22 protein-coding genes are annotated in these 18,513 nt (G+C 44.2%); all 22 read left to right on the forward strand.

Going from position 1 to position 18,513, the window contains the following annotated elements:
- Positions 1-4 precede the first annotated feature (4 nt).
- The 22 genes from OQ267_RS13535 (at position 5) to OQ267_RS13640 (ending at position 18,507) form a co-directional block, all read left to right on the forward strand.
- Entirely contained in the window at positions 5-640 is a 636-nt protein-coding gene (locus OQ267_RS13535; protein WP_131538523.1) for a ParA family protein, read from the forward strand.
- The gene (locus tag OQ267_RS13540) at positions 637-1,017 is read left to right on the forward strand and encodes a hypothetical protein (protein WP_131538522.1); all 381 of its coding nucleotides are present in this window, start codon (positions 637-639) and stop codon (positions 1,015-1,017) included. The genes OQ267_RS13535 and OQ267_RS13540 overlap by 4 nt, the downstream gene beginning before the upstream one ends.
- A complete protein-coding gene (locus tag OQ267_RS13545) occupies positions 1,004-1,336 on the forward strand; it encodes a hypothetical protein (protein WP_265836335.1) in 333 nt (110 codons plus the stop codon). The genes OQ267_RS13540 and OQ267_RS13545 overlap by 14 nt, the downstream gene beginning before the upstream one ends.
- A 5-nt stretch (positions 1,337-1,341) precedes the next feature.
- Positions 1,342-1,653: a DUF4134 family protein gene (locus OQ267_RS13550; protein ID WP_265836336.1), complete on the forward strand. Its 312-nt coding sequence runs from the start codon at positions 1,342-1,344 to the stop codon at positions 1,651-1,653.
- Between the two features lie 33 nt (positions 1,654-1,686).
- Entirely contained in the window at positions 1,687-1,998 is a 312-nt protein-coding gene (locus OQ267_RS13555) for a DUF4134 domain-containing protein (RefSeq protein WP_056095071.1), read from the forward strand.
- Between the two features lie 278 nt (positions 1,999-2,276).
- Entirely contained in the window at positions 2,277-4,715 is a 2,439-nt protein-coding gene (locus tag OQ267_RS13560; protein ID WP_265836337.1) for a TraG family conjugative transposon ATPase, read from the forward strand.
- Between the two features lie 11 nt (positions 4,716-4,726).
- A complete protein-coding gene (locus OQ267_RS13565) occupies positions 4,727-5,389 on the forward strand; it encodes a hypothetical protein (protein WP_265836338.1) in 663 nt (220 codons plus the stop codon).
- 23 nt (positions 5,390-5,412) lie between these two features.
- Positions 5,413-6,042 (forward strand): hypothetical protein, encoded by a 630-nt coding sequence (locus tag OQ267_RS13570; RefSeq protein WP_265836339.1) that lies wholly within the window; start codon positions 5,413-5,415, stop codon positions 6,040-6,042.
- A 4-nt stretch (positions 6,043-6,046) separates the two neighbouring features.
- Entirely contained in the window at positions 6,047-6,712 is a 666-nt protein-coding gene (locus tag OQ267_RS13575; RefSeq protein WP_265836340.1) for a hypothetical protein, read from the forward strand.
- The gene (locus tag OQ267_RS13580; RefSeq protein WP_265836341.1) at positions 6,709-7,482 is read left to right on the forward strand and encodes a hypothetical protein; all 774 of its coding nucleotides are present in this window, start codon (positions 6,709-6,711) and stop codon (positions 7,480-7,482) included. The genes OQ267_RS13575 and OQ267_RS13580 overlap by 4 nt, the downstream gene beginning before the upstream one ends.
- Positions 7,483-7,485: 3 nt before the next feature.
- Positions 7,486-8,613 carry a plasmid transfer protein gene (locus OQ267_RS13585; protein WP_265836342.1) on the forward strand — a complete coding sequence of 376 codons (1,128 nt, stop codon included), beginning with the start codon at positions 7,486-7,488 and terminating at the stop codon, positions 8,611-8,613.
- A 4-nt stretch (positions 8,614-8,617) separates the two neighbouring features.
- Complete coding sequence (traK, locus tag OQ267_RS13590; protein WP_265836343.1) at positions 8,618-9,241, forward strand: conjugative transposon protein TraK; 624 nt, start codon at positions 8,618-8,620, stop codon at positions 9,239-9,241.
- Positions 9,238-9,624 (forward strand): hypothetical protein, encoded by a 387-nt coding sequence (locus OQ267_RS13595; RefSeq protein ID WP_265836344.1) that lies wholly within the window; start codon positions 9,238-9,240, stop codon positions 9,622-9,624. The genes traK and OQ267_RS13595 overlap by 4 nt, the downstream gene beginning before the upstream one ends.
- A 9-nt stretch (positions 9,625-9,633) precedes the next feature.
- Entirely contained in the window at positions 9,634-10,860 is a 1,227-nt protein-coding gene (gene traM / locus OQ267_RS13600; protein ID WP_265836345.1) for a conjugative transposon protein TraM, read from the forward strand.
- 6 nt (positions 10,861-10,866) lie between these two features.
- Entirely contained in the window at positions 10,867-11,706 is an 840-nt protein-coding gene (locus tag OQ267_RS13605) for a DUF4138 domain-containing protein (protein WP_265836346.1), read from the forward strand.
- Positions 11,707-11,715: 9 nt separating this feature from the next.
- The gene (locus OQ267_RS13610; RefSeq protein ID WP_265836347.1) at positions 11,716-13,758 is read left to right on the forward strand and encodes a type IV secretory system conjugative DNA transfer family protein; all 2,043 of its coding nucleotides are present in this window, start codon (positions 11,716-11,718) and stop codon (positions 13,756-13,758) included.
- A 37-nt stretch (positions 13,759-13,795) separates the two neighbouring features.
- Complete coding sequence (locus OQ267_RS13615) at positions 13,796-14,218, forward strand: hypothetical protein (protein ID WP_265836348.1); 423 nt, start codon at positions 13,796-13,798, stop codon at positions 14,216-14,218.
- 70 nt (positions 14,219-14,288) lie between these two features.
- A complete protein-coding gene (locus OQ267_RS13620; protein ID WP_265836349.1) occupies positions 14,289-14,825 on the forward strand; it encodes a M23 family metallopeptidase in 537 nt (178 codons plus the stop codon).
- Entirely contained in the window at positions 14,818-16,032 is a 1,215-nt protein-coding gene (locus tag OQ267_RS13625; protein WP_131535365.1) for an ArdC family protein, read from the forward strand. Before OQ267_RS13620 ends, OQ267_RS13625 begins: the two co-directional genes overlap by 8 nt.
- A gap of 9 nt (positions 16,033-16,041) precedes the next feature.
- On the forward strand, positions 16,042-16,842 hold the full coding sequence (locus tag OQ267_RS13630) for a DUF4099 domain-containing protein (RefSeq protein ID WP_131535367.1): 801 nt from the start codon (positions 16,042-16,044) through the stop codon (positions 16,840-16,842).
- Positions 16,843-17,305: 463 nt separating this feature from the next.
- Positions 17,306-17,623 carry a hypothetical protein gene (locus OQ267_RS13635; RefSeq protein WP_131535369.1) on the forward strand — a complete coding sequence of 106 codons (318 nt, stop codon included), beginning with the start codon at positions 17,306-17,308 and terminating at the stop codon, positions 17,621-17,623.
- Positions 17,624-17,643: 20 nt separating this feature from the next.
- A complete protein-coding gene (locus OQ267_RS13640) occupies positions 17,644-18,507 on the forward strand; it encodes a hypothetical protein (RefSeq protein WP_265836350.1) in 864 nt (287 codons plus the stop codon).
- The last annotated feature ends 6 nt before the right edge of the window (positions 18,508-18,513 follow it).

Below are 18,513 nucleotides of genomic sequence, written 5' to 3' on the forward strand. Positions count from 1 at the left end.
GCTTATGGTTATATTAATTGGAAATCAGAAAGGGGGAGCCGGTAAAAGTACACTCTGCCTGTTACTGGCCTATTTCCTCTCAATGCTTAAAAAAAAGAAGGTTACCGTTCTGGATATGGACTACCAGGCTTCGATTTCAGGCAAGTTTGAAAAGGCAAAAATTCTGGAGAACGATCCCCTCTACGAGGTTATTCCCTCTGATCTTAAGTACTTCCCGGCTCTGCTGGAACTGCTTAACCAAAATAGGGATGAGTTTGTGCTCATTGATCTTCCGGGTAAAATGGACGATGACCTATTGATTCCCATTATCAGTTCCGCGGAACTCATTATCTGCCCGTTTAATTATGATGAATTTTCTGTAGACAGTACAGTGCTCTTTTCGCTTGTATGTCGGGAGATCAATAATTTATCACCCATGGTGTATGTGCCAAATAGGATTAAAACAACCGTAAAGTATGAAACCAGGGAAGAGGTAGACAAGGTACTATCCAGATTTGGAAAGATTTCTCCCGGTATTTCTGACCGCATCGATTTTCAGCGGGTAGGAACCATCCATGTCCCGGCCTCTTTAATTCCAGTTTTTATGCCGGCAATGGACTTTATCTATGGCAGCTTTATGAAGAAAGGTATATCGACATGAGCGAAATCAAGTCCCTTGCCGATCAATTGAAATCAAGGATCCAAGAAGAAAAGGGATTGCCGGAAAAATCCCAGGCCAGTCATGGCGCTGAAAAGATTGGTGTAAAAAAAACTGAATCCAAAGAAACGGCCGTGAACGCCAAGCGTCTAGCTAGTTTTCTCTCATCCCTGCGGGACTTTAATATGGATGGGCAGGAGAAAATCCTTATCCGGATTGATAATCGTACAATGAGCAAGCTGAGGCAATTAAAGGCCGCATCCAATATCGATATGACGCGGGTCATTGTTTTTTCCCTCCACCAGTTTTTAAAAAGCCACCCCTGGCTAAATGAATATATTTCACAAACCCTAAAAAAAATGACCCATGAGCTGGACTAATTTCTTGACCATAATCTTTATTGTATATCTGGTTTATTATTTACTGAACTTATTTTTTGATCTTTTTATATCTCAAAGAGGCACTGTAGATGAAACTGCGGTAGACGAGCTTTTCTTTGCACAAACATTTACCCCTGAGCTGATTACCCTGGAAGAGAAAGCAGAGGAGGCTGGTGCTACGGATTCAGAAAAAAAGGAAAAACCAGCCCCTTATTTGCCAACAGGTCCAATTAGCTCAAGTGGAGGCATTGGACTAAAACAGCTTTTTTCCCTTGCGAAGGACAACCTCATCGAACATACGCGGGCAATACCTTACTAAACTCCATGAGGTTTTCTTTATTCTTTTTAAGGGCAGCGTCAGTTGCTTTTTTTTTGCTCTTTACTTTTTCCGCTAATGCTCAACCAGGAATCTCAGAGTTTTATTCCGCCTCTGCAGAGGTGAAAGGCTGGTATTTTTCGCTCTCGGATCTGGTATTGGTTATTGGCGCAATCGCAGGAATCCTAGGTGGGCTTAGGGTTTATGCCAATTGGCAGATGGGCAAGCACCACATCGACGCGCAGGTTATGGGATGGTTCTTCTCATGCCTCTTTTTATCTCTCATCGGTGTATTAGTGCGCGGTCTTTTCGGACTGTAAATACAATTTTATTCAATTTAAATCAATTTTTTTATGACAAGAAAAAGCAAAAGACTTTTGTCATTGGCCGCGCTATTGGGTTTAGTGCAGGCAGTTTCCGCCCAGACTGGGGGAGGAACAACAGGAATTAATGCGGCGACTTCCTCGCTGACCTCTTATGTAGATCCGGTTTCTACACTCACCCTTGCGATTGGTGCCGTGGTAGGTATTATCGGCGGGGTACGTGTCTACATCAAATGGAATTCCGGAGATCAGGACATCAACAAAGAAATTATGGGCTGGGGAGGTTCCTGCCTTTTTCTGGTTCTGGTATCGGTAGTGATCAAGGCTTTCTTTGGCGTATAGCATGAGGATGTATCCAGTTTACAAGGGGCTTCAAAAGCCCCTCGTTTATCGGGGTTTCAAGGGGAAGTATATTGCTTATGGCATTTCTTCCTTAGGTCTTGGGCTGGTCACCGGAGGCCTAGCCGGTGCGCTCCTCAATATGTATATCGGTGGCCTCTTAACCATTCTTTCAATAGCCGGTGGGCTTCTCTACACATATTCCAAGCAGGCATCCGGTCTTCATGATAAGACCAGATCCAGGGAGATATTCATTCATCGTATTTATTTAAGGCGAGGTTATGGGAAAACAGGAATTTAAACTGCCATATGCCGGAATAGAAGAGATAGGCGGACTTTCCGTTCTTTATGGTGAGTCAGGCGATTTTTCAGTAATTCTTTCTATCGAAAATCCGGTGCTTATTTATTCCGCTGATCCGGCAGGCTACCAGGCCTTTCATCTTCTGCTTCTCAATGTGATCAAGATATTGAGTGAAGGGTATATCATTCAGAAACAGGATGTGTTCTTTAAAAGAACTTATCAGGCGAAAGTGCAAAGTGAACCCCTTCAGCAAAAATACGATGAGCATTTTTCAGGGAGGGAATATATTGAGCACTCTAGTTATCTGGTTATAACCCGTCAGGTCAAACGAAGGGCAATGTACGTTTATGACAGGAAAGCCCTTTTGGATTTTGTATCCAATATTGCCAAGGTCTGTGAACTATTGAAAGGAGCATCGGTATCACCAAAAGTACTGCCCCAGGGTGAGATAGAACGCTATATTTCGCGGATGCTTGCCATGGATTTCTCCTCAGACCATTTTTCGCTCAATAACTTAAGGGCCGGGGATACTGAAATAGGTATTGGGAAAAAGGTGATCCGCTGCATGAGCCTGGTCAATATCGATTCCATTGACATGCCTGAATCCATTGGGCCATATTTAATGGCGAACGACGGAAAAGGACTACAGGAATTTCCGATGGACAACCTTTCTTTCCTGTCATCAGTTCCGGGTATTGAAAGTCTTGTTTATAACCAATTAATTGAAATTCCTTCCCAGGGCATTACCCTGAACAAACTGCAGCTGAAGCGCAAGCGGCATTCCGGAGTTCCTGATCCAGCCAATCAGATGTGTGTGGAGGATATCGATAAGTTGCTCATCGATGTGGCAAGGGAAAACCAATTGCTCGTCAATGCGCACTATTCTTTATTGGTCTGCTGCGAACTTCCACTTCTGGATACCAGCTGTAACTTTATTGAAGCTTCCCTATTTCAGCAGGGGATTATCCCCTCCAAGAATGCCTATAACCAGATGGAACTCTTTAGGAGTGCCTTGCCTGGAAATGCAGTGGAACTGAAAAAATACGACTGGTTCCTCACCACTTCGGATGCGGCCGTTTGCCTGTTCTACAAGGAACGGCTGATGCGGGATGAGCCCTCCAAGTTTCTCATGCGCTTTACCGATAGGAGAGGAATCCCTGTAGGCATAGATCCAGCAGATCTTCCTATGGAATCTGGCAGGATTACCAACCGTTCAAAATTTGTTCTGGGCAGCTCTGGTACTGGTAAATCCTTTTTTATGAACAGCCTGCTTGAACAGTATATGCTTTATAATTACGACATCGTGATCGTTGATGTAGGACATTCCTATTCCGGGCTATGCAATTATTTTGGAGGAAAGTATTACACCTATACCGAGGAGAATCCGATCACGATGAATCCCTTTCTTATTTCTGAAGCAGAATATAACATCGAAAAGAAGGATTTCCTCAAAACACTTATCGGACTTCTTTTAAAGGGTGCAGAGGGAAGCGTATCGCAGATTGAGGATACGGTTTTCTCAAATGTACTCTCGGCCTACTATTCAGACTTCTTTTTAGGAGAGGCTGATTATGCGCTGTGTTTTGATTCTTTCTACCATTATTCGATCGTTAAGATTTCGGAGATCAAGGAAAATGAGAAGATCAGTTTCGATCTTGATGAGTACCGTTATGTACTTAAAAAATTCTGTCTTGGCGGAGAGTACGGTAGGCTGCTCAACGAAAGCGCTGATCTTTCAGATTTTACAGAGCGTTTTATTGTCTACGAAATTGATTCAATCAAGGAAAATAGGGTTCTTTTTCCAATCGTGACGCTGGTGATTATGGATTTGGTACTGCAGAAAATGAGGCACCGTACAGGCCAGCGAAAAGCGATGATTTTGGAAGAAGCGTGGAAGGCAATCGCATCTCCGCTAATGGCTAACTACATTCTTTACCTCTATAAAACGATGAGGAAATTCTGGGGAGAGCCAATTGTGGTGACGCAGGAACTGGGCGATATTATCGGAAATGCTGTAATAAAGGATTCCATTCTGGCCAGTTCCGACACCATCTGCCTGCTCGATCAATCCAAGTTCAGGGGGAATTATGCAGAGGTAGCAAAGCTCCTGGCGCTCAGTGAGGTAGAGCAGCGAAAGATATTTACCATCAATGCGCTTGAAAATAAGGCCGGACGCGGGAAATTCAAGGAGGTTTACATTAAGCGCGGAAGTATAGGGGAGGTCTATGGCGTTGAAGTGTCGCTTTTTCAGTATTTAACCTTCACAACCGAAAAACCCGAAAAGACTGCTGTCGAATCTTATGTCAAGCGTTACGGTTCTTATCCTCTGGGACTGGAACATTTCGTTGCCGATATGAAAATGAGCGCAATCTCTCTTCCCGAATTTGTCAAGAAAGTCAATTCATCGATCACAAGTTAAATTCTATTTTTATGCGAAAAATATTCATCTATTTTTTATTTGGAATCTTCGTGCAATCGGCCTCCGCACAAATATACGTTGACCCAACAACCGCTGCGGCCACGGCCGCCCATGCAGGGGTGATGAACAGCGGTCTGTCCCGAACCAGCGACAACCTTACTCTTGTGCAAAGGGCACAGCTCGCGGTAACTGGTCAGCTTGGAATTGTAAATGACCTTCAGTCCACTATTTACAGAGGCTTATCTGAGGTTTCAGGATTAATGAGGTCTCTGCTTTCCGTTAAGGATATTTATGAGATTTCTCAGGATATTGTTATTGATGTGAATAAGGCGATTAATCTAGCCTCTGGTGACCCAGTATTACTGCTATTTGCTGAGGGTGGCGCAAGGGAGTTCAAAACCCGTTCGATCAACCTTGCTACCGAGGTTAGCTCTTTTGTACTAAAAGACGGGAGGGAGGTACTGATGGATTCCGGTGAACGGGCAAAGCTTCTCAATAGGATCGTCACAGAACTTACCATCCTCCGGGGAGTGGCCTACGGCATGTACCGTACGATGTACTGGGCAAAGCAGCGCGGAATCTTAAATTCCCTAAACCCTTATGCAGGATATATCAATATTGATAAATGCATAGCGGACGATATTATCAGGAATGCCAAGAGGCTCAAGCAATGAAAAGCGCAGCATTTTTCACGGCTATGATTTTGATATCAATGGCTGCTCATGCGCAGTTGAATGTCGGGCTTTTGCACCAGCTTGTGGGTAATAGCAAAACAGAACACGGAAAACAGTCTGATGCGAGGGACAGGCAGGCGGGATCCACTGCAAATGAGGAGGCAAACAAAACCCTGATGGTAAGATTAAAGAATAAATACAGGGATATCCAGTCCCGGTTCAAGACTTTGGGACTTGCCATTGATGCGGCGCAGATCGGAATCGAAGCCTATCCATTGATTGCTGATATTACCGAAAGCCAGGGGATGATTTTTGATTTATGCAAGGACGATCCTGTACTTTCCGTTCTGGCCATACAGGCAGAGCTGGATATGGGGGATCGGGCACATGAACTGCTGAATTTTTTGTACGGACTTGCTCTTTCTATGCAAGACATCAACCAGATGAAGCAGAGCGACCGCAAAATGCTTTTTTCCCATGTGCTCACTGAACTCCGCCTGATAGCCGGGGCATCCACAGGACTGGCGGTAACCCTTCAATATTCTTCAAGAAAAAAGGTCTTCAATCAGCTAAACCCTTTCTCAGAATTTATCAATACCGATAAAAAATTGGTAGATGAAATGCTGCGAAAAAAAGATATCCTAAAAAACTGATGTTATGAAATTGCTTATTTTAATTTTTTTAATGCTGATTGGTCATTATCGTAGTAAAGCTCAAAGGCTAGTTTTTGACCGCGGGCATTTTAATATCGTAAATGAAAATGGAGCAGTACGTCTGGCAGCTGAAAATACGTATAACAGTTATTTAAATACGATCAACAACCGCCTTTCGGATATTAATCTCAATCTGGGCGCGGTCGTTATGGTTCAGTCATTAATCCTGTCTTCCTTAAGAGAAGTTGATCAGGGGCTCAAAACAGCAATCGCGGTCAGACAGATCGGCTCACTGGTTGCCGAGATTTCATCGGAAAGTGCCGGGATGATTGATATCGCCAAATCAGATCCCCATCTGCTGCTTTTTGCAGAAGAGGTTTCCCGCCAGGTAAAAGATAGGGGGGTAAACCTATTTTCAGAAGTCTCTGCTTTTGTATTGAAGGAAGGCGAAAACGTCCTCATGGATTTCGAAAAGCGCGATGCGCTGCTTAAGAAAATTGCCCTAGAGCTCCGCGTCATCCGTGCCCTGGTATTCAGCATGAAAAAATCCATGTACTGGGCAAAAATGAATGGAGTCTTCCGTTCGCTTAATCCCTATCAGGGCTTTATCAATCAGGATCTGCGTCTCGGGAGTGATATTTTATTCAAATCAAAACTTTTAAAACCATGAAAAAACCTTTTTTGCTTCTTTTCCTCTGTTTGCTCTCAACGCTCCTCTGGGCACAGAAGAAAATTACCGACAAACACATTACCTACCAGCAGGAACGAATGGTCTTCAAGCAATGGGATGCGGATAAGTTTACGCCCAAACCAGGTTTTTTGGGGCTTAATCCAGATTACTGGATTACCTGGGCGCTTCACCCCAATTATCCCAAAACGGATCTAAGACCCCTTGGCCCGCTCGGTCCACAAACGCAACGGCTGATGTTGGCAGCTGCCATGCAGAACACAGATAATCTCTACAAACTGTATGCGGATACCCTACGCAATACTGCGCTGAGCGAGGCATCCAATTATTCTTCGGCACTTTCTTTTGCCGATCCCCTTTGGCTAATGTACTATCGCAACGAGTTTGAAGGATTATTAAATCAGGCAGATGCCGATATGCTTGCAGGCCTTTCGCTTGCAGAACAGAAATACATAATCTCTATGGGGCTGTTTGACTGGTACAGGGAGGAAAGCAGTGCACTTCTTGAAAGGCTGGAAATCGCGAGGTCGACTACCTTAGACCGGGGATCAAGGATAATGGCCTACCACAGGATGCTATCTGAATTCAGAAAACTCTCGGCAAGCTGGGAAACCAAGAAATCCAGGGCAAAAACCTATCTCTCTATCCGCTCATCTGTCCAGAAGTTACGGGCCGGTGAAGTTCATAGACCAGCATCCCCAAAGAGCGATATCCAGATTGCCAATGATATTCTTAAAAAATCAAAACTATAAGCAATGGATATTTTAAATGTTATAACCGGCACAGCCGGTTTTTTTGTGCAGGCAGTGCCCGATTCGTTCAAGGACACTTTTAATTTTCTTCAGGGCAACGGCGTGTATGAAGAGGGGATGATGCATTTTCTGCATGAGATGAAAAGTACGATCTGGACTCATTATGATGCCTTTATTGCAGATGCGCAGGCACTGGCGGCAATTTTTATGCTCATCTTTTTTGCTATCAAAAGCTATGAAATGATCTCCGGGGATAAACAGCTTGAAATTATGCCGCTGCTCCGTCCTTTCGGTCTGACCATGGTGATTCTATGGTGGAGCATCTTTACCCGGGTCCTTGCGTATCCAACCGATGTAGTAGAACAGAATACCTCAGCAATGTTCGATGGCAGCCAGGCAGAGATCAATGATCTCAGGCTACAGCGGGCGAAGCTCATGGTAGAGGTTTCTGATCAGCTCTATAAAATTCAGGCCGAGACGCAGACAGCAAAGACAGAAGCGGATACCTGGTATGAAAATGCATGGGAATCTGTTAAGTCTTCGGTAAAGGAAGGGTTTTCCGAAGTCTGGAACCCGATAGTGGAAATGAGAAACCGGCTGGAGGTGGGGCTGCAGCTTTTGGCTACCTCTCTTTTGGAAACGCTAGCGATTTGGATACTCAGGATATGTACTTACATAATCTTTATCATCCAGATCATTTTTTCCACGATACTCATCATTCTAGGTCCCTTTTCAGTAGCTGTTTCCATTCTACCAGCTTTTAGGGATTCCTTTTCGACCTGGGTTGCCAGGTTCATTTCGGTCAACCTTTATTCAGGGATTGCATATCTGGTGATGTATGTAGCGTCCCTTTTCCAGCATTATGCACTTGAGGCGGAAATTACCCGTTATCAGGAGCTTGTTGGGACTGGAGGGGCAAGCCTTGAAAAGCTCGGCTGGTTTGCTAGTAATGGAGTTCTCTCCTTTGGAATGGTAATCGTAACCTTTATCATCGGTGCACTAACTATGCTTACCGTGCCGAGCATTTCAACATGGATAGTATCCACATCGGGTGTGTCTTCTGCCGCAAGTTCTATGGGAAGAGGTGCATCAAGCATGACCAGGGTTGCTGGACAGATAATGGGAGGATAGAGAGATGATGATAAAAAGTATCGAATCCAAAATCCGTCTGGCCACATTCCTTTCGCTGGGAAGTTTTTTGCTCTGTCTATCGGTAGTCGCTGTTGTTTCTTTTTTTGCCTATGGATATGTTAGGGATTCTCGTAAAAGTATTTATATTCTTGACCCCTCGGGAACACCAATCCTGGCAAAACAGACCGATGTGCAGCTAAACAGAGCAGCAGAATACCGGGCACATATTGCAAAATTCCATTCTCTTTTCTTTTCACTGGTACCAGATGATAAGTTCATAGAATATCAGATGAAACAGGCCATGTACCTTATTGATGAAAGTGGTGCCCTTCAGTATAATAACCTGAAGGAAAAAGGTTTTTTTACCTCTATTCTCTCCTCCTCTGCTGTACTCACGCTCCGCACCGATTCTATTTTTTTAGATGAAAAAAGAATGTATTTCCGGTATTATGGTACCCAGAAAATAGACAGGAGAAGCTCAAGCGTCACCCGCTCGCTTACCACGGAGGGAAGCTTGGTCGATCTTGAAACAAGATCTGAAAATAATCCCCACGCGGTCTTAATTACCAGATGGAAGACATTAGAGAACAGGGATATTTCAACTATAGATAAAAATGCATTCCAATGAAAAAGACAACTGTGTTTTCAGAGCTCAGAAATGAGTTCTCTGATCTGATCGAACGCCTCCTGGCCTCCATATCAGGTTTTTTCAAAAAATATCCGAAGGTTATCTTCTCTTCTATGGTGCTGCTACTAGCCAGTTCCTTTCTCTTGTGCTTTACGCTGCTGAGAATGGAATCAAAAAAAGCCCCTGTAGAAAAAAAAGCACTGCTAAAAGTTGAGAGCGGACTTAGCGAGATAGGAACAACTGTAAGTAAGCTTAAAAGAACTCTGGAAATTAGGGAAGCGCTGAAAGTTTTATTGGCCAAGGAAACGCTAAATAGCCAGGACAGCCTGCTCATGGTCAGTATGGTAGCCGAGCTTGAGCGTGCCGGCCACACGAAGAATTAATTAAAATATATGAAAAAAATAGATCTAAAAAAGCCCAGGTACGCGCTTCCCATAATCTGTCTGCCTTTTCTTTTTCTCTTCTTTTATGTCTATAAAAGCAGTTTTGGAAAAGAAGGTAAAATAGTCCTGGGAAGAGATTCGCTACAGACCAACGTGGCAAATGTTTCCGAGCAGGTGAGAAACCAGGAGCTTTCGGGAAAGCTGGATGCCTTTAGAAATAAATTCAAGCAGGCCGATGGATACACTGCTGTTGGTAGTATTGGTGAAGAAAACCAGCAGCTTGCAGAAGTAAGCTCATCCTACAATTTGAGGGAAAAGCGTATCCTAGATTCCATTGACCAGGTAATGAAGGCAAAATATGCTATGCCAGGCAGACCGGAAAATGTGAGCCATGGATATTCTGCGGCAGGACAGGGATTTGTAAAGTCACGGAACCCTTCCAAAACCGAGCAGGACATCGCACTCGCCTCGGCACTCTCGAAGATAAAAATGCAGGAGAACAGGGTGAATAAGGAGGTTGATAACTCTAAAAACCCATCCGATCCCATGCAGCTTTTTCGGGCGCAGATGGCTCTTGTGGACAGTATGGGGAAAGCTAATGATCCCGCCGTAAGGGAGAATATGGAAAAAGAACGAGCTCTGAAACTGGCCGAAGCAGAAGCCAAAAGCAGGAAGATCATTCCGGTCAAAAGATCGCCTGGCGTTTCGGGGGCGTTCAATACCATAGTTTCAGGAGATGGCGAATGCCCTATTTCTGCGATCATTGATCAGGATATTACCGGCTTTTCAGGATCACGCCTGCGAGTACGGCTGACTGATGATATCATGGCCGGCAAGTTTATGATCCATAAAGGTACCTACCTCTATGCAACTATTTCAGGGTTTTCTGCCCAGAGGGTATCCTTGGTGATCTCATCTGTATTCCATGGCGGGGAAATTCTGCCAGTAAATCTTCAGGTTTATGACAACGATGGAATGGCCGGTATTTATGTTCCATCATCCGCCTTTCGCGAATTTACCAGGGACATGAGCAGTTCAAGCACGCAAGGGATTACCATCCAGCAGATGGCGGAAAAAAACAATCAACTCGTTATGGGGGTGCTTTCCAAGATGTTCCAGTCTACAACAACAGCGGTAAACAAGTTGATCAGGTCCAATAAGGTCAAGGTCAGATACAATACCCAGGTTTATCTCATTGATCCCAATGAGCTTAAAAGAAAACAACAATCTTATTAGAATTTCATGAAAAAAATATTGTTCCTAGCTCAGATTTTCCTGAGCTCACTGGCTCTTTATGCGCAAGTGCCACACTCAGTTACCGTTGCCGATATTCCGGTAATCGGAATATCGGGTTCAGTTTCACTCCATTTCATCTCGCCAGAGAAAATTTCCTATGTAGACCTATCCAGCAGTTCGCTGATTGGTGACCTTCCGAAAAAGAACATTCTCAGGATCAAGGCGATTCCAGACTCTGTTGCCAATCTTAGTACCAGCGGCGATGCTGGCTTGGTTACCATTGTCGGAGAAACCTTTATTGCACAATACAGACTCTCCTTTTTATCGCCTACCAATCCCGAGCTGGTTTCCACACAAATCGATATCCTGCCAACCTATATGAGATCCATTGATATTTCGGGGATAGGATTATCACAGAACGAAATGAAGAGCAATGCACTTTCCCTGCTAGAGCGCAGAGGGGATTCCCGAATTAAAAAAGAATCAGCCTTCGGGATATCTCTGGTTGTCAACCGGGTTTATACCCTTGGCGATTGCATCCTTCTTGACCTGAGCTTCCAGAACTCCACAAATCTCATCTTTGATGTCGACGAGCTGAGGTTTAAGATAGCCGACAGAAAGATCAATAAATCCACCAATGTCCAGTCCATAGAGTTAAAGCCGGTCTTTCAGCTTTATCCCTTTGAAAGATTTTCGAAATCCTATCGTAATATTTATATCCTTAAAAAAACCACCTTTCCCGGTGACAAGGAATTCAGTATTGAATTATCGGAAAAGCAGATTTCCGGAAGAAATCTTCGCGCTTCATTAACTTACTCCGATATCCTAAACGCCGACACCTTTTAATGTTTCATTATGGAAGAAAGCAAGGAACAACAGAGCCTGCACCGCTTCCTTCAGTTTGCCATTTATCTAGCCCTTTTGCTAGATGTGCTCATGTTTGTCTATGCAACTAAGCTGTTAACTGATTCTGGTGCAGAGAAAATCGGGCTCGCCAGGTTTCTGGTGCGTATGTCACGGATTATTATTTACCAACACCCGCTCTACAGCCGGTTTTTCTCGTTGTTGCTTATCTCGCTGGTTTCAATCGGGACACTGAGCAAAAAAGAAAAAGATCTTGATGCTAAAACAGCGATCATTTATCCGCTCGTGTTGGGGTTAGTCTTAATGGCGGCCAGTATCTTTTTTTTCGGTGAAAAGGGGACTGCGGTTTTTTATCTGACCAGCTGGCAGGATATCGGGTATATCTCTTTATTGTTGATAGGGACGATCCTGGTGCACCTAGCGATGGACAATGTTTCCAAGATTATCAGCTCTTCTTTAGGTAAGGATAAGTGGAATACCGAAGAAGAATCCTTTATGCAGGCAAGAAAGCCTGTGAACGGACCATTTGCAGTTACCATCCCCTCACTTTTTTATTACCGCAAGAAAGTACATTCGGGCTTCATTAACATAGAGAACATCTTTCGCGGAACGCTTTTGATCGGGACCCCGGGCTCGGGCAAGAGTTTTGGCATTGTTATGCCCTTTATCCGCCAGCTTGTCTTTAAGGAATTCTGTATCTGCTGTTATGACTTTAAGTTTCCCGACCTGGGTCAGATCGCCTATTACCATTACCTGCTGGGTAAAAAGCAGGACAGGCTCTCAGGCTTTGATTTTCATGTCATCAACTTAACCCAAGTAGAGCGGAGCAGGAGAATAAATGTATTAAGACCAGATTACATAGTAACGCTGGCCGATGCTGGCGAAACAGCGGAAGCACTGGTAGAAGCCTTGAAAAAAGGGGATAAATCCGGTGGTAGCGATCAGTTCTTTACCCAGAGTGCGGTAAATTTTCTCTCCTCCTGCATTTATTTCTTTTCTCAGTACCAGGGAGGGAAGTATTCTACTTTTCCGCACGTACTTTCATTTTTGAACTGCAGTTATGAGCAGATTTTTTCGGTGCTATTTTCCAATCCTGAGCTTGGAAGCTTACTTTCTCCATTTGCCACTGCATGGCAGGCTAAAGCTTTCAACCAGCTAGAAGGGCAGATCGGAACGCTAAAGGTATTCATCTCCCGCTTAGCTACTAAAGAGACGTTCTGGGTTTTTTCCGGGGATGATTTCAACTTAAAGATTTCATCCCGGGCGAAGCCCTCAATATTAGTCCTTGCCAATGACCCCAATACACAGAATATCAATTCCGCCTGCTATTCTGTAGTGCTCAACAGGCTGACCAGGCTTATCAACTCTAAAGGAAACCGGCCCTCGGCCTTGATTATCGATGAGCTGCCAACCTTATTTGTGCACCGCATTGAAAATCTAATTGCCACTGCCAGATCAAATAAGGTAGCGGTTCTCATGGGACTCCAGGAGCTTCCACAGTTTCAGCAGCAATATGGAAAGGATACCGCAACCACCATTACCTCGGTAGTAGGGAATGTACTTTCTGGCTCGGTAAGGAACAAGGAAACGCTCGAATGGCTGGAGCGGCTTTTTGGGAAAGTTAAGCAACAGTCAGAGAGCTTGTCCATTGATAGAACCAAGACATCGGTGTCGCTCTCGGAAAAACTAGAATCGCTGATTCCTGCAGGTAAGATCGCATCATTGAAGGCCGGAGAGCTCGTTGGTATGCTTGCAGCGGATGCGGTAGAAGAATATACCGGAAAATTTGATACCTCGGCGATCAACTGCAGGGTGAACCTTGATATGGAGGCAATAGCTACAGAGGAAAAAGCTTACCCTGATATGCCGTTGTATTATGATTTCGCAGGGAAAAAGGATGAGATTCTCCGTAAAAACTTCATGCGCATAAATGATGAAATACAGGTATTGGTTAAAAAATTCAGAACCGAGGCTACCGTCCCAAAAAATGGGGAAAGTCCCAAAGCCTCCATGGCAGGCGGTATGAAGAGATAAACTAACTATTTTTTTTCAATCTTAAAATCAATTTTTTATGGAAGAATTAACCGGCCGGCTTGTGGTGGTAAATCCTCAGCTGACAACAGATCCTGTTTCCAGACAGGGTCAGATAGGTGTAATTGCAATAGCGGATGTTCAAAAAGATAACATTAGCGTCGGCTTTGGTGGTGGTCCACTTGGCAGGTATTCCTCAGATGCCCTCCTTGTGCTAAAGGATAAAAGGGAGCTTTATCAGGATATTATGACCGGGGTAAAGGATATGGATGCCGGTACTTTTAAAGACCTGCTCGATATTAATATGAAACAGGAGTATTCAGATTATGGTCACATTTCTGCTGCGATGAAGATTGCTGCCGAAAATCCAGAGGTGATGAAAAGGAGCATGATTTCCCTGGAGGACTATATTTCACGAAATCACAATATAAATGTCAGCGAAGCGGTTTCTTTTGAGCGTTAGGCTTTTGGCAGGCGTACTTCTCATTTTTGTTTGCTCTTCTCTATCCTGCTACTCCCAAATCTCCTTCCCTTTGAATTCAATAAAGGTAAATAGCGCTTTTGGTAAAAGGATACATCCTGTTACCCATTTTGCGGATTTCCATCGTGGCATTGATCTTCACGCAAGAAATGAGCCTGTATTTTCTTTTCTTGCCGGAAAGGTATCCGGCGTAGGCTTTAATCCAATTCTGGGGAAATTTATAAGGATTGATCATTCAGGCCTTGAAAGCATATATGGCCACCTCTCCATTATTCTGGTTCGAAAGGGCGAGGAAGTCCGTTCTGGGGAAGTTATAGCGGTTACGGGATCTACCGGTAGGGTGACTGGCGAACACCTGCACTTTAGTTTGCGCATCGGGCGAGTCTACATCGATCCTGTAAACTTTATTCTTCGCTACTATAAAGTAGCCAAAATTAATCAAATAAATTTTATGGAAAATTCAGCCTATTTGACCCTAAGGCAAAAACTGGAACTACTCGCGATGGTAGAGGAAGTGGAACTGAATCAGGACGAGGCCTGGGTTTACGGAATTGGTTTTGCGGATACGGAGGAAGAGCAAGATGGATAAAAAAGATGTTCATAAACCCCTGCACGTTCAGGTTGCCGAGAAAGTAATTGAGGCACTCCGCGCCGGAACCGCACCCTGGCAGATTCCATGGGATTCAGCGGGCATTCCTCTTTTAATGCCTTACAATTTTCAGAGCGGCAATAGATACAAGGGAATCAACGCGCTATCACTTTTGATGGCAGGTAGGGAAGATCCAAGATGGATGACCTACAGGCAGGCAGAGGAAAGCGGAATGCAGGTGAGAAAGGGAGAGAAATCCATGCCCATCCAGTTCGTTAAAACAAGTGATGAGCGAACCAGGCGCGACGCTTCAGGAAAGGTTATGCATGATGAGCTCGGAAAGCCCATAAAGGAAACAAGGGAACTTCCCCATGCCATTGTTCGCAATGCTTACGTGTTTAATGCCGCTCAGATCGAGGGCATGCCCAAACTGGAAAGAGAAAAGCCAGGCACGAAGTGGGCACCGGTTGAGCGAGCAGAGAATCTCATTGCCTCCTCAGGCGCAGTAATTTTTCACCAATATTCCGCAAATGCCTTTTATGACCCAAAAAGGGATGCTATTACGCTTCCCTACAAGGACTGGTTTTCTGAAAGCCACAAATATTATGCTACACTGCTCCACGAACTGGGACACTGGACGGGGCATCCAGACCGGTTGAACCGAGACATGGGTAAAGGCTTTGGGGATGCGAGCTATGCCAGGGAGGAACTCAGAGCAGAAATCGCTTCGATGCTTATTGGACAGGAACTTGGTATAGGCCATGACCCGGGACAGCATTATGCCTATGTGGAAAGCTGGATATCGATTCTGGAGAACAATCCTTTTGAGATCTTTTCTGCTTCCATGGATGCCGAGCGTATTCTTGGCTATATCATGGATATAGAAAGAAAGCAGGAGATTACCGATGAAAAGGTTTCCCTGAATGCGATGCAGCCTGCTCCCGGAAAAGCTTCTGGGTATCTCACCACGGGAGATAAGATTCCATATAACGGATCGGTCTATGAGGTTCTAGGCCATTTAAAACAGGGAAGGCTGAAGATGCATGAAAGCCTGAACGGCAATGCATTTACATTGGGCCGGGAAGATAAACTTTACGCAGCGCTTTTATATCTCAAACGCGAAATGGGTGCTGAGTTTCAAAATGAGAAGCACGCTAACCAAATTGGCGAAGCTGTGAACCAATCACATCTTGATTTAAACAGATAAAAGAAATTTATGAAAAATATAATTATCGAGGAGGCCCTGCCCGTTGCAGAGCTATCCAGGCTAGGGCTATACGACGGGACCAGGTACTTATTGGACGACACAGACATTGCTGCACTTCTTTCGGGCAGGAGAACTTCTTTAGTGAACCTACAGAATCTGGTCAGCGAGGCTTTTGTTATTGATAGCCTGGATGCTAAGCTATCCTTAAACCTAAATGAAGATAGTCTCCACGAGATAAAATTGCATCCTATTTACAAGGAGCCGAAACTGTCTCCGGATTTATTGGATGTTGAAGCTGATGCGCTGGTCGCAGGAGAGGTTAAGAATATTGCAAAACCCATTAATTTTCCTGATGGCACAAGTAGGACTCTCGTATTTGAATATGATAGTGAAACCAGGGAGTTCATTTCCTATGATCCAAAAGGGGTAGAGGTTCCATTTCAGATCAACGGAGAGAAACTAGATGTAAAGAAAAGTAAGGATTTTGCCCTAGGACGCATTGTGCAGCTAATCGATGGGACGATGATTCAGCATAGGGCCAGTGAGCCCAAGGGGATCGTAGCCAGCCGTACAGCACTTATCTTAACTTTTTTGAAAGACGGTAAAGCCGCGGGTTTTTTATTAAAAGATCTCGCTCCCATAATGGATTCAAGTATTCATCAGACTCCCTTTTCACCAGGCTTTGAATCAGCATTCCTGGAAATGAAAAAAAACGATGGCGCAATTTCAGACGAGATGTTGCAGCAGAGAGAACTCGATGAGTTCAAAAACGAGTATAGCCGCGGCTATAGTCATAGCATATCCAGATAAATATGGACAGAGAATGGGTTATGTGCGATGGTTTCGCATACCTGATTCCTTACGGGCTGCCAGAGATATGTATCCGTACCGTTTATCTTTTTTATGAAAAAAGGGATTGTCTAAAAGTTCTATCAGATGCTACCTCAGTCAAATTTCGGGATGCCGCGCTGGCAACGTTTGGTTTTCTTGCTCTTCCGGAAGGTATAATACGCATCAGCTTGGTATTTCCCAATGCGAAATTCGTGACTGTATTCGGAGATGATCTGCCTGCAATCGTATTAACCTGTAAGATTTCGCTATGGCTGAAAGGATTTGACGCAACTTTTCTGGTTTTATCCCATCATGTGATTTTCACTTTTAAGTCATGCGAATTTTCATGTGCGGAATCACTCTTTTCACTTAATAGGTTTTGTAAGATCACCGGATTTAGGACTAATCTAAGGCCTTTGCAAATCCGGTAAAATCCATTCCCATGATTCCAGAAATTTTCAAACAGGATATAGGTCTCGATATCCGCGTATTCGGATTCGATGTCAATGTCAATTATGTGTACAACTGGCCCAGCAAAAGAAATGATGAAAAAGAGCCAACCGTTGTACACCTGGAGTTTCGCTCAGATTCCAATATTATATCCAGCACCGGCTACCGGTCACATTTTCTCTTTTCTGCTTTTTTAAAGGATTGCGGATATGCGTCCATCGAGGAACTGGCAGTCTCCCTTGGCGAACACCTCGCCCGGGAAAATGGCTATAGCCCTCCCCAGCCTGAGCAACAGCTTAGCCTATTTTGATTAATTAATAACATATTCTTATGAATGAACAAAATTTAGATTATCTAAAAAAGAGCCTGGACTATCTGGGCTTTGGAACAAAACTCAACGATGTTCTTGAATCAGCAATTTCCAGGGAACTCCCTGCTTTTACCCTCGGAGTTACGCAAAGCTACACATCTGCCAACGCCAAAAAGAATCCTGCAATTGGTTCCGATCAGGTCAGGTTCATGCTGAACTTCAACCGCTCCAAGCAGAGCGATATGTATTTTCTGAACGATTATGAGGTAACTCTGAATAAGGCCGGAAGTGCCTTGCCTATCAGACAAGTCTTTGATCTGGAAAGGGACAATCGGATTACGGCGCTACAGGCCTATAAACTACTCTCTGGGAACTCACTTGAACGGGATGTTTACACCAAATTGGAAAACAGTGAGGGTTCGGAAAAGAAAAAGGTTTGGTTTAAGCTCAACCTTGATATTCAGGATGCCTACGGGAATCATCCCCTGAAAAAATTCTACCCCGAATTCAAGTTTGAGCTATCTGATGCCATAGACAAATATCCGTTCAAGGGTCTTACTGAACTTGGAAAGGATGGTATGATGAAAATGCTGAGAAGTGGCCATCTGGCACCGGCCGAGATGATGGTGGGTAAGAAAGCCGTTGCTGTAATGGTAACCGCGAATCCCCAGTTTAAGGGACTTGATGTTTATGATAAGAACATGGCCATTATCCGCCAGGATGAAATCTTTCCTAAAAAAGAAGAGCAAAAAGAAAGCACGGCCTCGGCTGAGCAAAGAACTTCCAAAAAAAGCGAAATCGATGCCAGCAATACAGAAGAGCGGTTTCCCTGGGAAAACCAGCGGGATGGTGATACCTCCCAAAGCGAGGAAATAGGAAGATAATCCTTT

It is taken from the genome of Pedobacter sp. MR22-3 (assembly GCF_026240075.1).
Taxonomy (GTDB): domain Bacteria; phylum Bacteroidota; class Bacteroidia; order Sphingobacteriales; family Sphingobacteriaceae; genus Pedobacter.

Excerpts from the sequence above, each read along its gene's own strand:
- OQ267_RS13630 (WP_131535367.1), top strand. The coding sequence starts at position 16,042 with ATGAAAAATATAATTATCGAGGAGGCCCTGCCCGTTGCAGAGCTATCC.
- OQ267_RS13610 (WP_265836347.1), top strand. The coding sequence starts at position 11,716 with ATGGAAGAAAGCAAGGAACAACAGAGCCTGCACCGCTTCCTTCAGTTT.
- OQ267_RS13540 (WP_131538522.1), top strand. The coding sequence starts at position 637 with ATGAGCGAAATCAAGTCCCTTGCCGATCAATTGAAATCAAGGATCCAA.
- OQ267_RS13585 (WP_265836342.1), top strand. The coding sequence starts at position 7,486 with ATGGATATTTTAAATGTTATAACCGGCACAGCCGGTTTTTTTGTGCAG.
- OQ267_RS13580 (WP_265836341.1), top strand. The coding sequence starts at position 6,709 with ATGAAAAAACCTTTTTTGCTTCTTTTCCTCTGTTTGCTCTCAACGCTC.
- OQ267_RS13565 (WP_265836338.1), top strand. The coding sequence starts at position 4,727 with ATGCGAAAAATATTCATCTATTTTTTATTTGGAATCTTCGTGCAATCG.
- OQ267_RS13635 (WP_131535369.1), top strand. The coding sequence starts at position 17,306 with ATGATTCCAGAAATTTTCAAACAGGATATAGGTCTCGATATCCGCGTA.
- OQ267_RS13535 (WP_131538523.1), top strand. The coding sequence starts at position 5 with ATGGTTATATTAATTGGAAATCAGAAAGGGGGAGCCGGTAAAAGTACA.
- traK (WP_265836343.1), top strand. The coding sequence starts at position 8,618 with ATGATGATAAAAAGTATCGAATCCAAAATCCGTCTGGCCACATTCCTT.
- OQ267_RS13625 (WP_131535365.1), top strand. The coding sequence starts at position 14,818 with ATGGATAAAAAAGATGTTCATAAACCCCTGCACGTTCAGGTTGCCGAG.
- OQ267_RS13605 (WP_265836346.1), top strand. The coding sequence starts at position 10,867 with ATGAAAAAAATATTGTTCCTAGCTCAGATTTTCCTGAGCTCACTGGCT.
- OQ267_RS13640 (WP_265836350.1), top strand. The coding sequence starts at position 17,644 with ATGAATGAACAAAATTTAGATTATCTAAAAAAGAGCCTGGACTATCTG.
- OQ267_RS13570 (WP_265836339.1), top strand. The coding sequence starts at position 5,413 with ATGATTTTGATATCAATGGCTGCTCATGCGCAGTTGAATGTCGGGCTT.
- OQ267_RS13545 (WP_265836335.1), top strand. The coding sequence starts at position 1,004 with ATGAGCTGGACTAATTTCTTGACCATAATCTTTATTGTATATCTGGTT.
- OQ267_RS13560 (WP_265836337.1), top strand. The coding sequence starts at position 2,277 with ATGGGAAAACAGGAATTTAAACTGCCATATGCCGGAATAGAAGAGATA.
- OQ267_RS13550 (WP_265836336.1), top strand. The coding sequence starts at position 1,342 with ATGAGGTTTTCTTTATTCTTTTTAAGGGCAGCGTCAGTTGCTTTTTTT.
- OQ267_RS13615 (WP_265836348.1), top strand. The coding sequence starts at position 13,796 with ATGGAAGAATTAACCGGCCGGCTTGTGGTGGTAAATCCTCAGCTGACA.
- OQ267_RS13575 (WP_265836340.1), top strand. The coding sequence starts at position 6,047 with ATGAAATTGCTTATTTTAATTTTTTTAATGCTGATTGGTCATTATCGT.
- OQ267_RS13595 (WP_265836344.1), top strand. The coding sequence starts at position 9,238 with ATGAAAAAGACAACTGTGTTTTCAGAGCTCAGAAATGAGTTCTCTGAT.
- OQ267_RS13555 (WP_056095071.1), top strand. The coding sequence starts at position 1,687 with ATGACAAGAAAAAGCAAAAGACTTTTGTCATTGGCCGCGCTATTGGGT.
- traM (WP_265836345.1), top strand. The coding sequence starts at position 9,634 with ATGAAAAAAATAGATCTAAAAAAGCCCAGGTACGCGCTTCCCATAATC.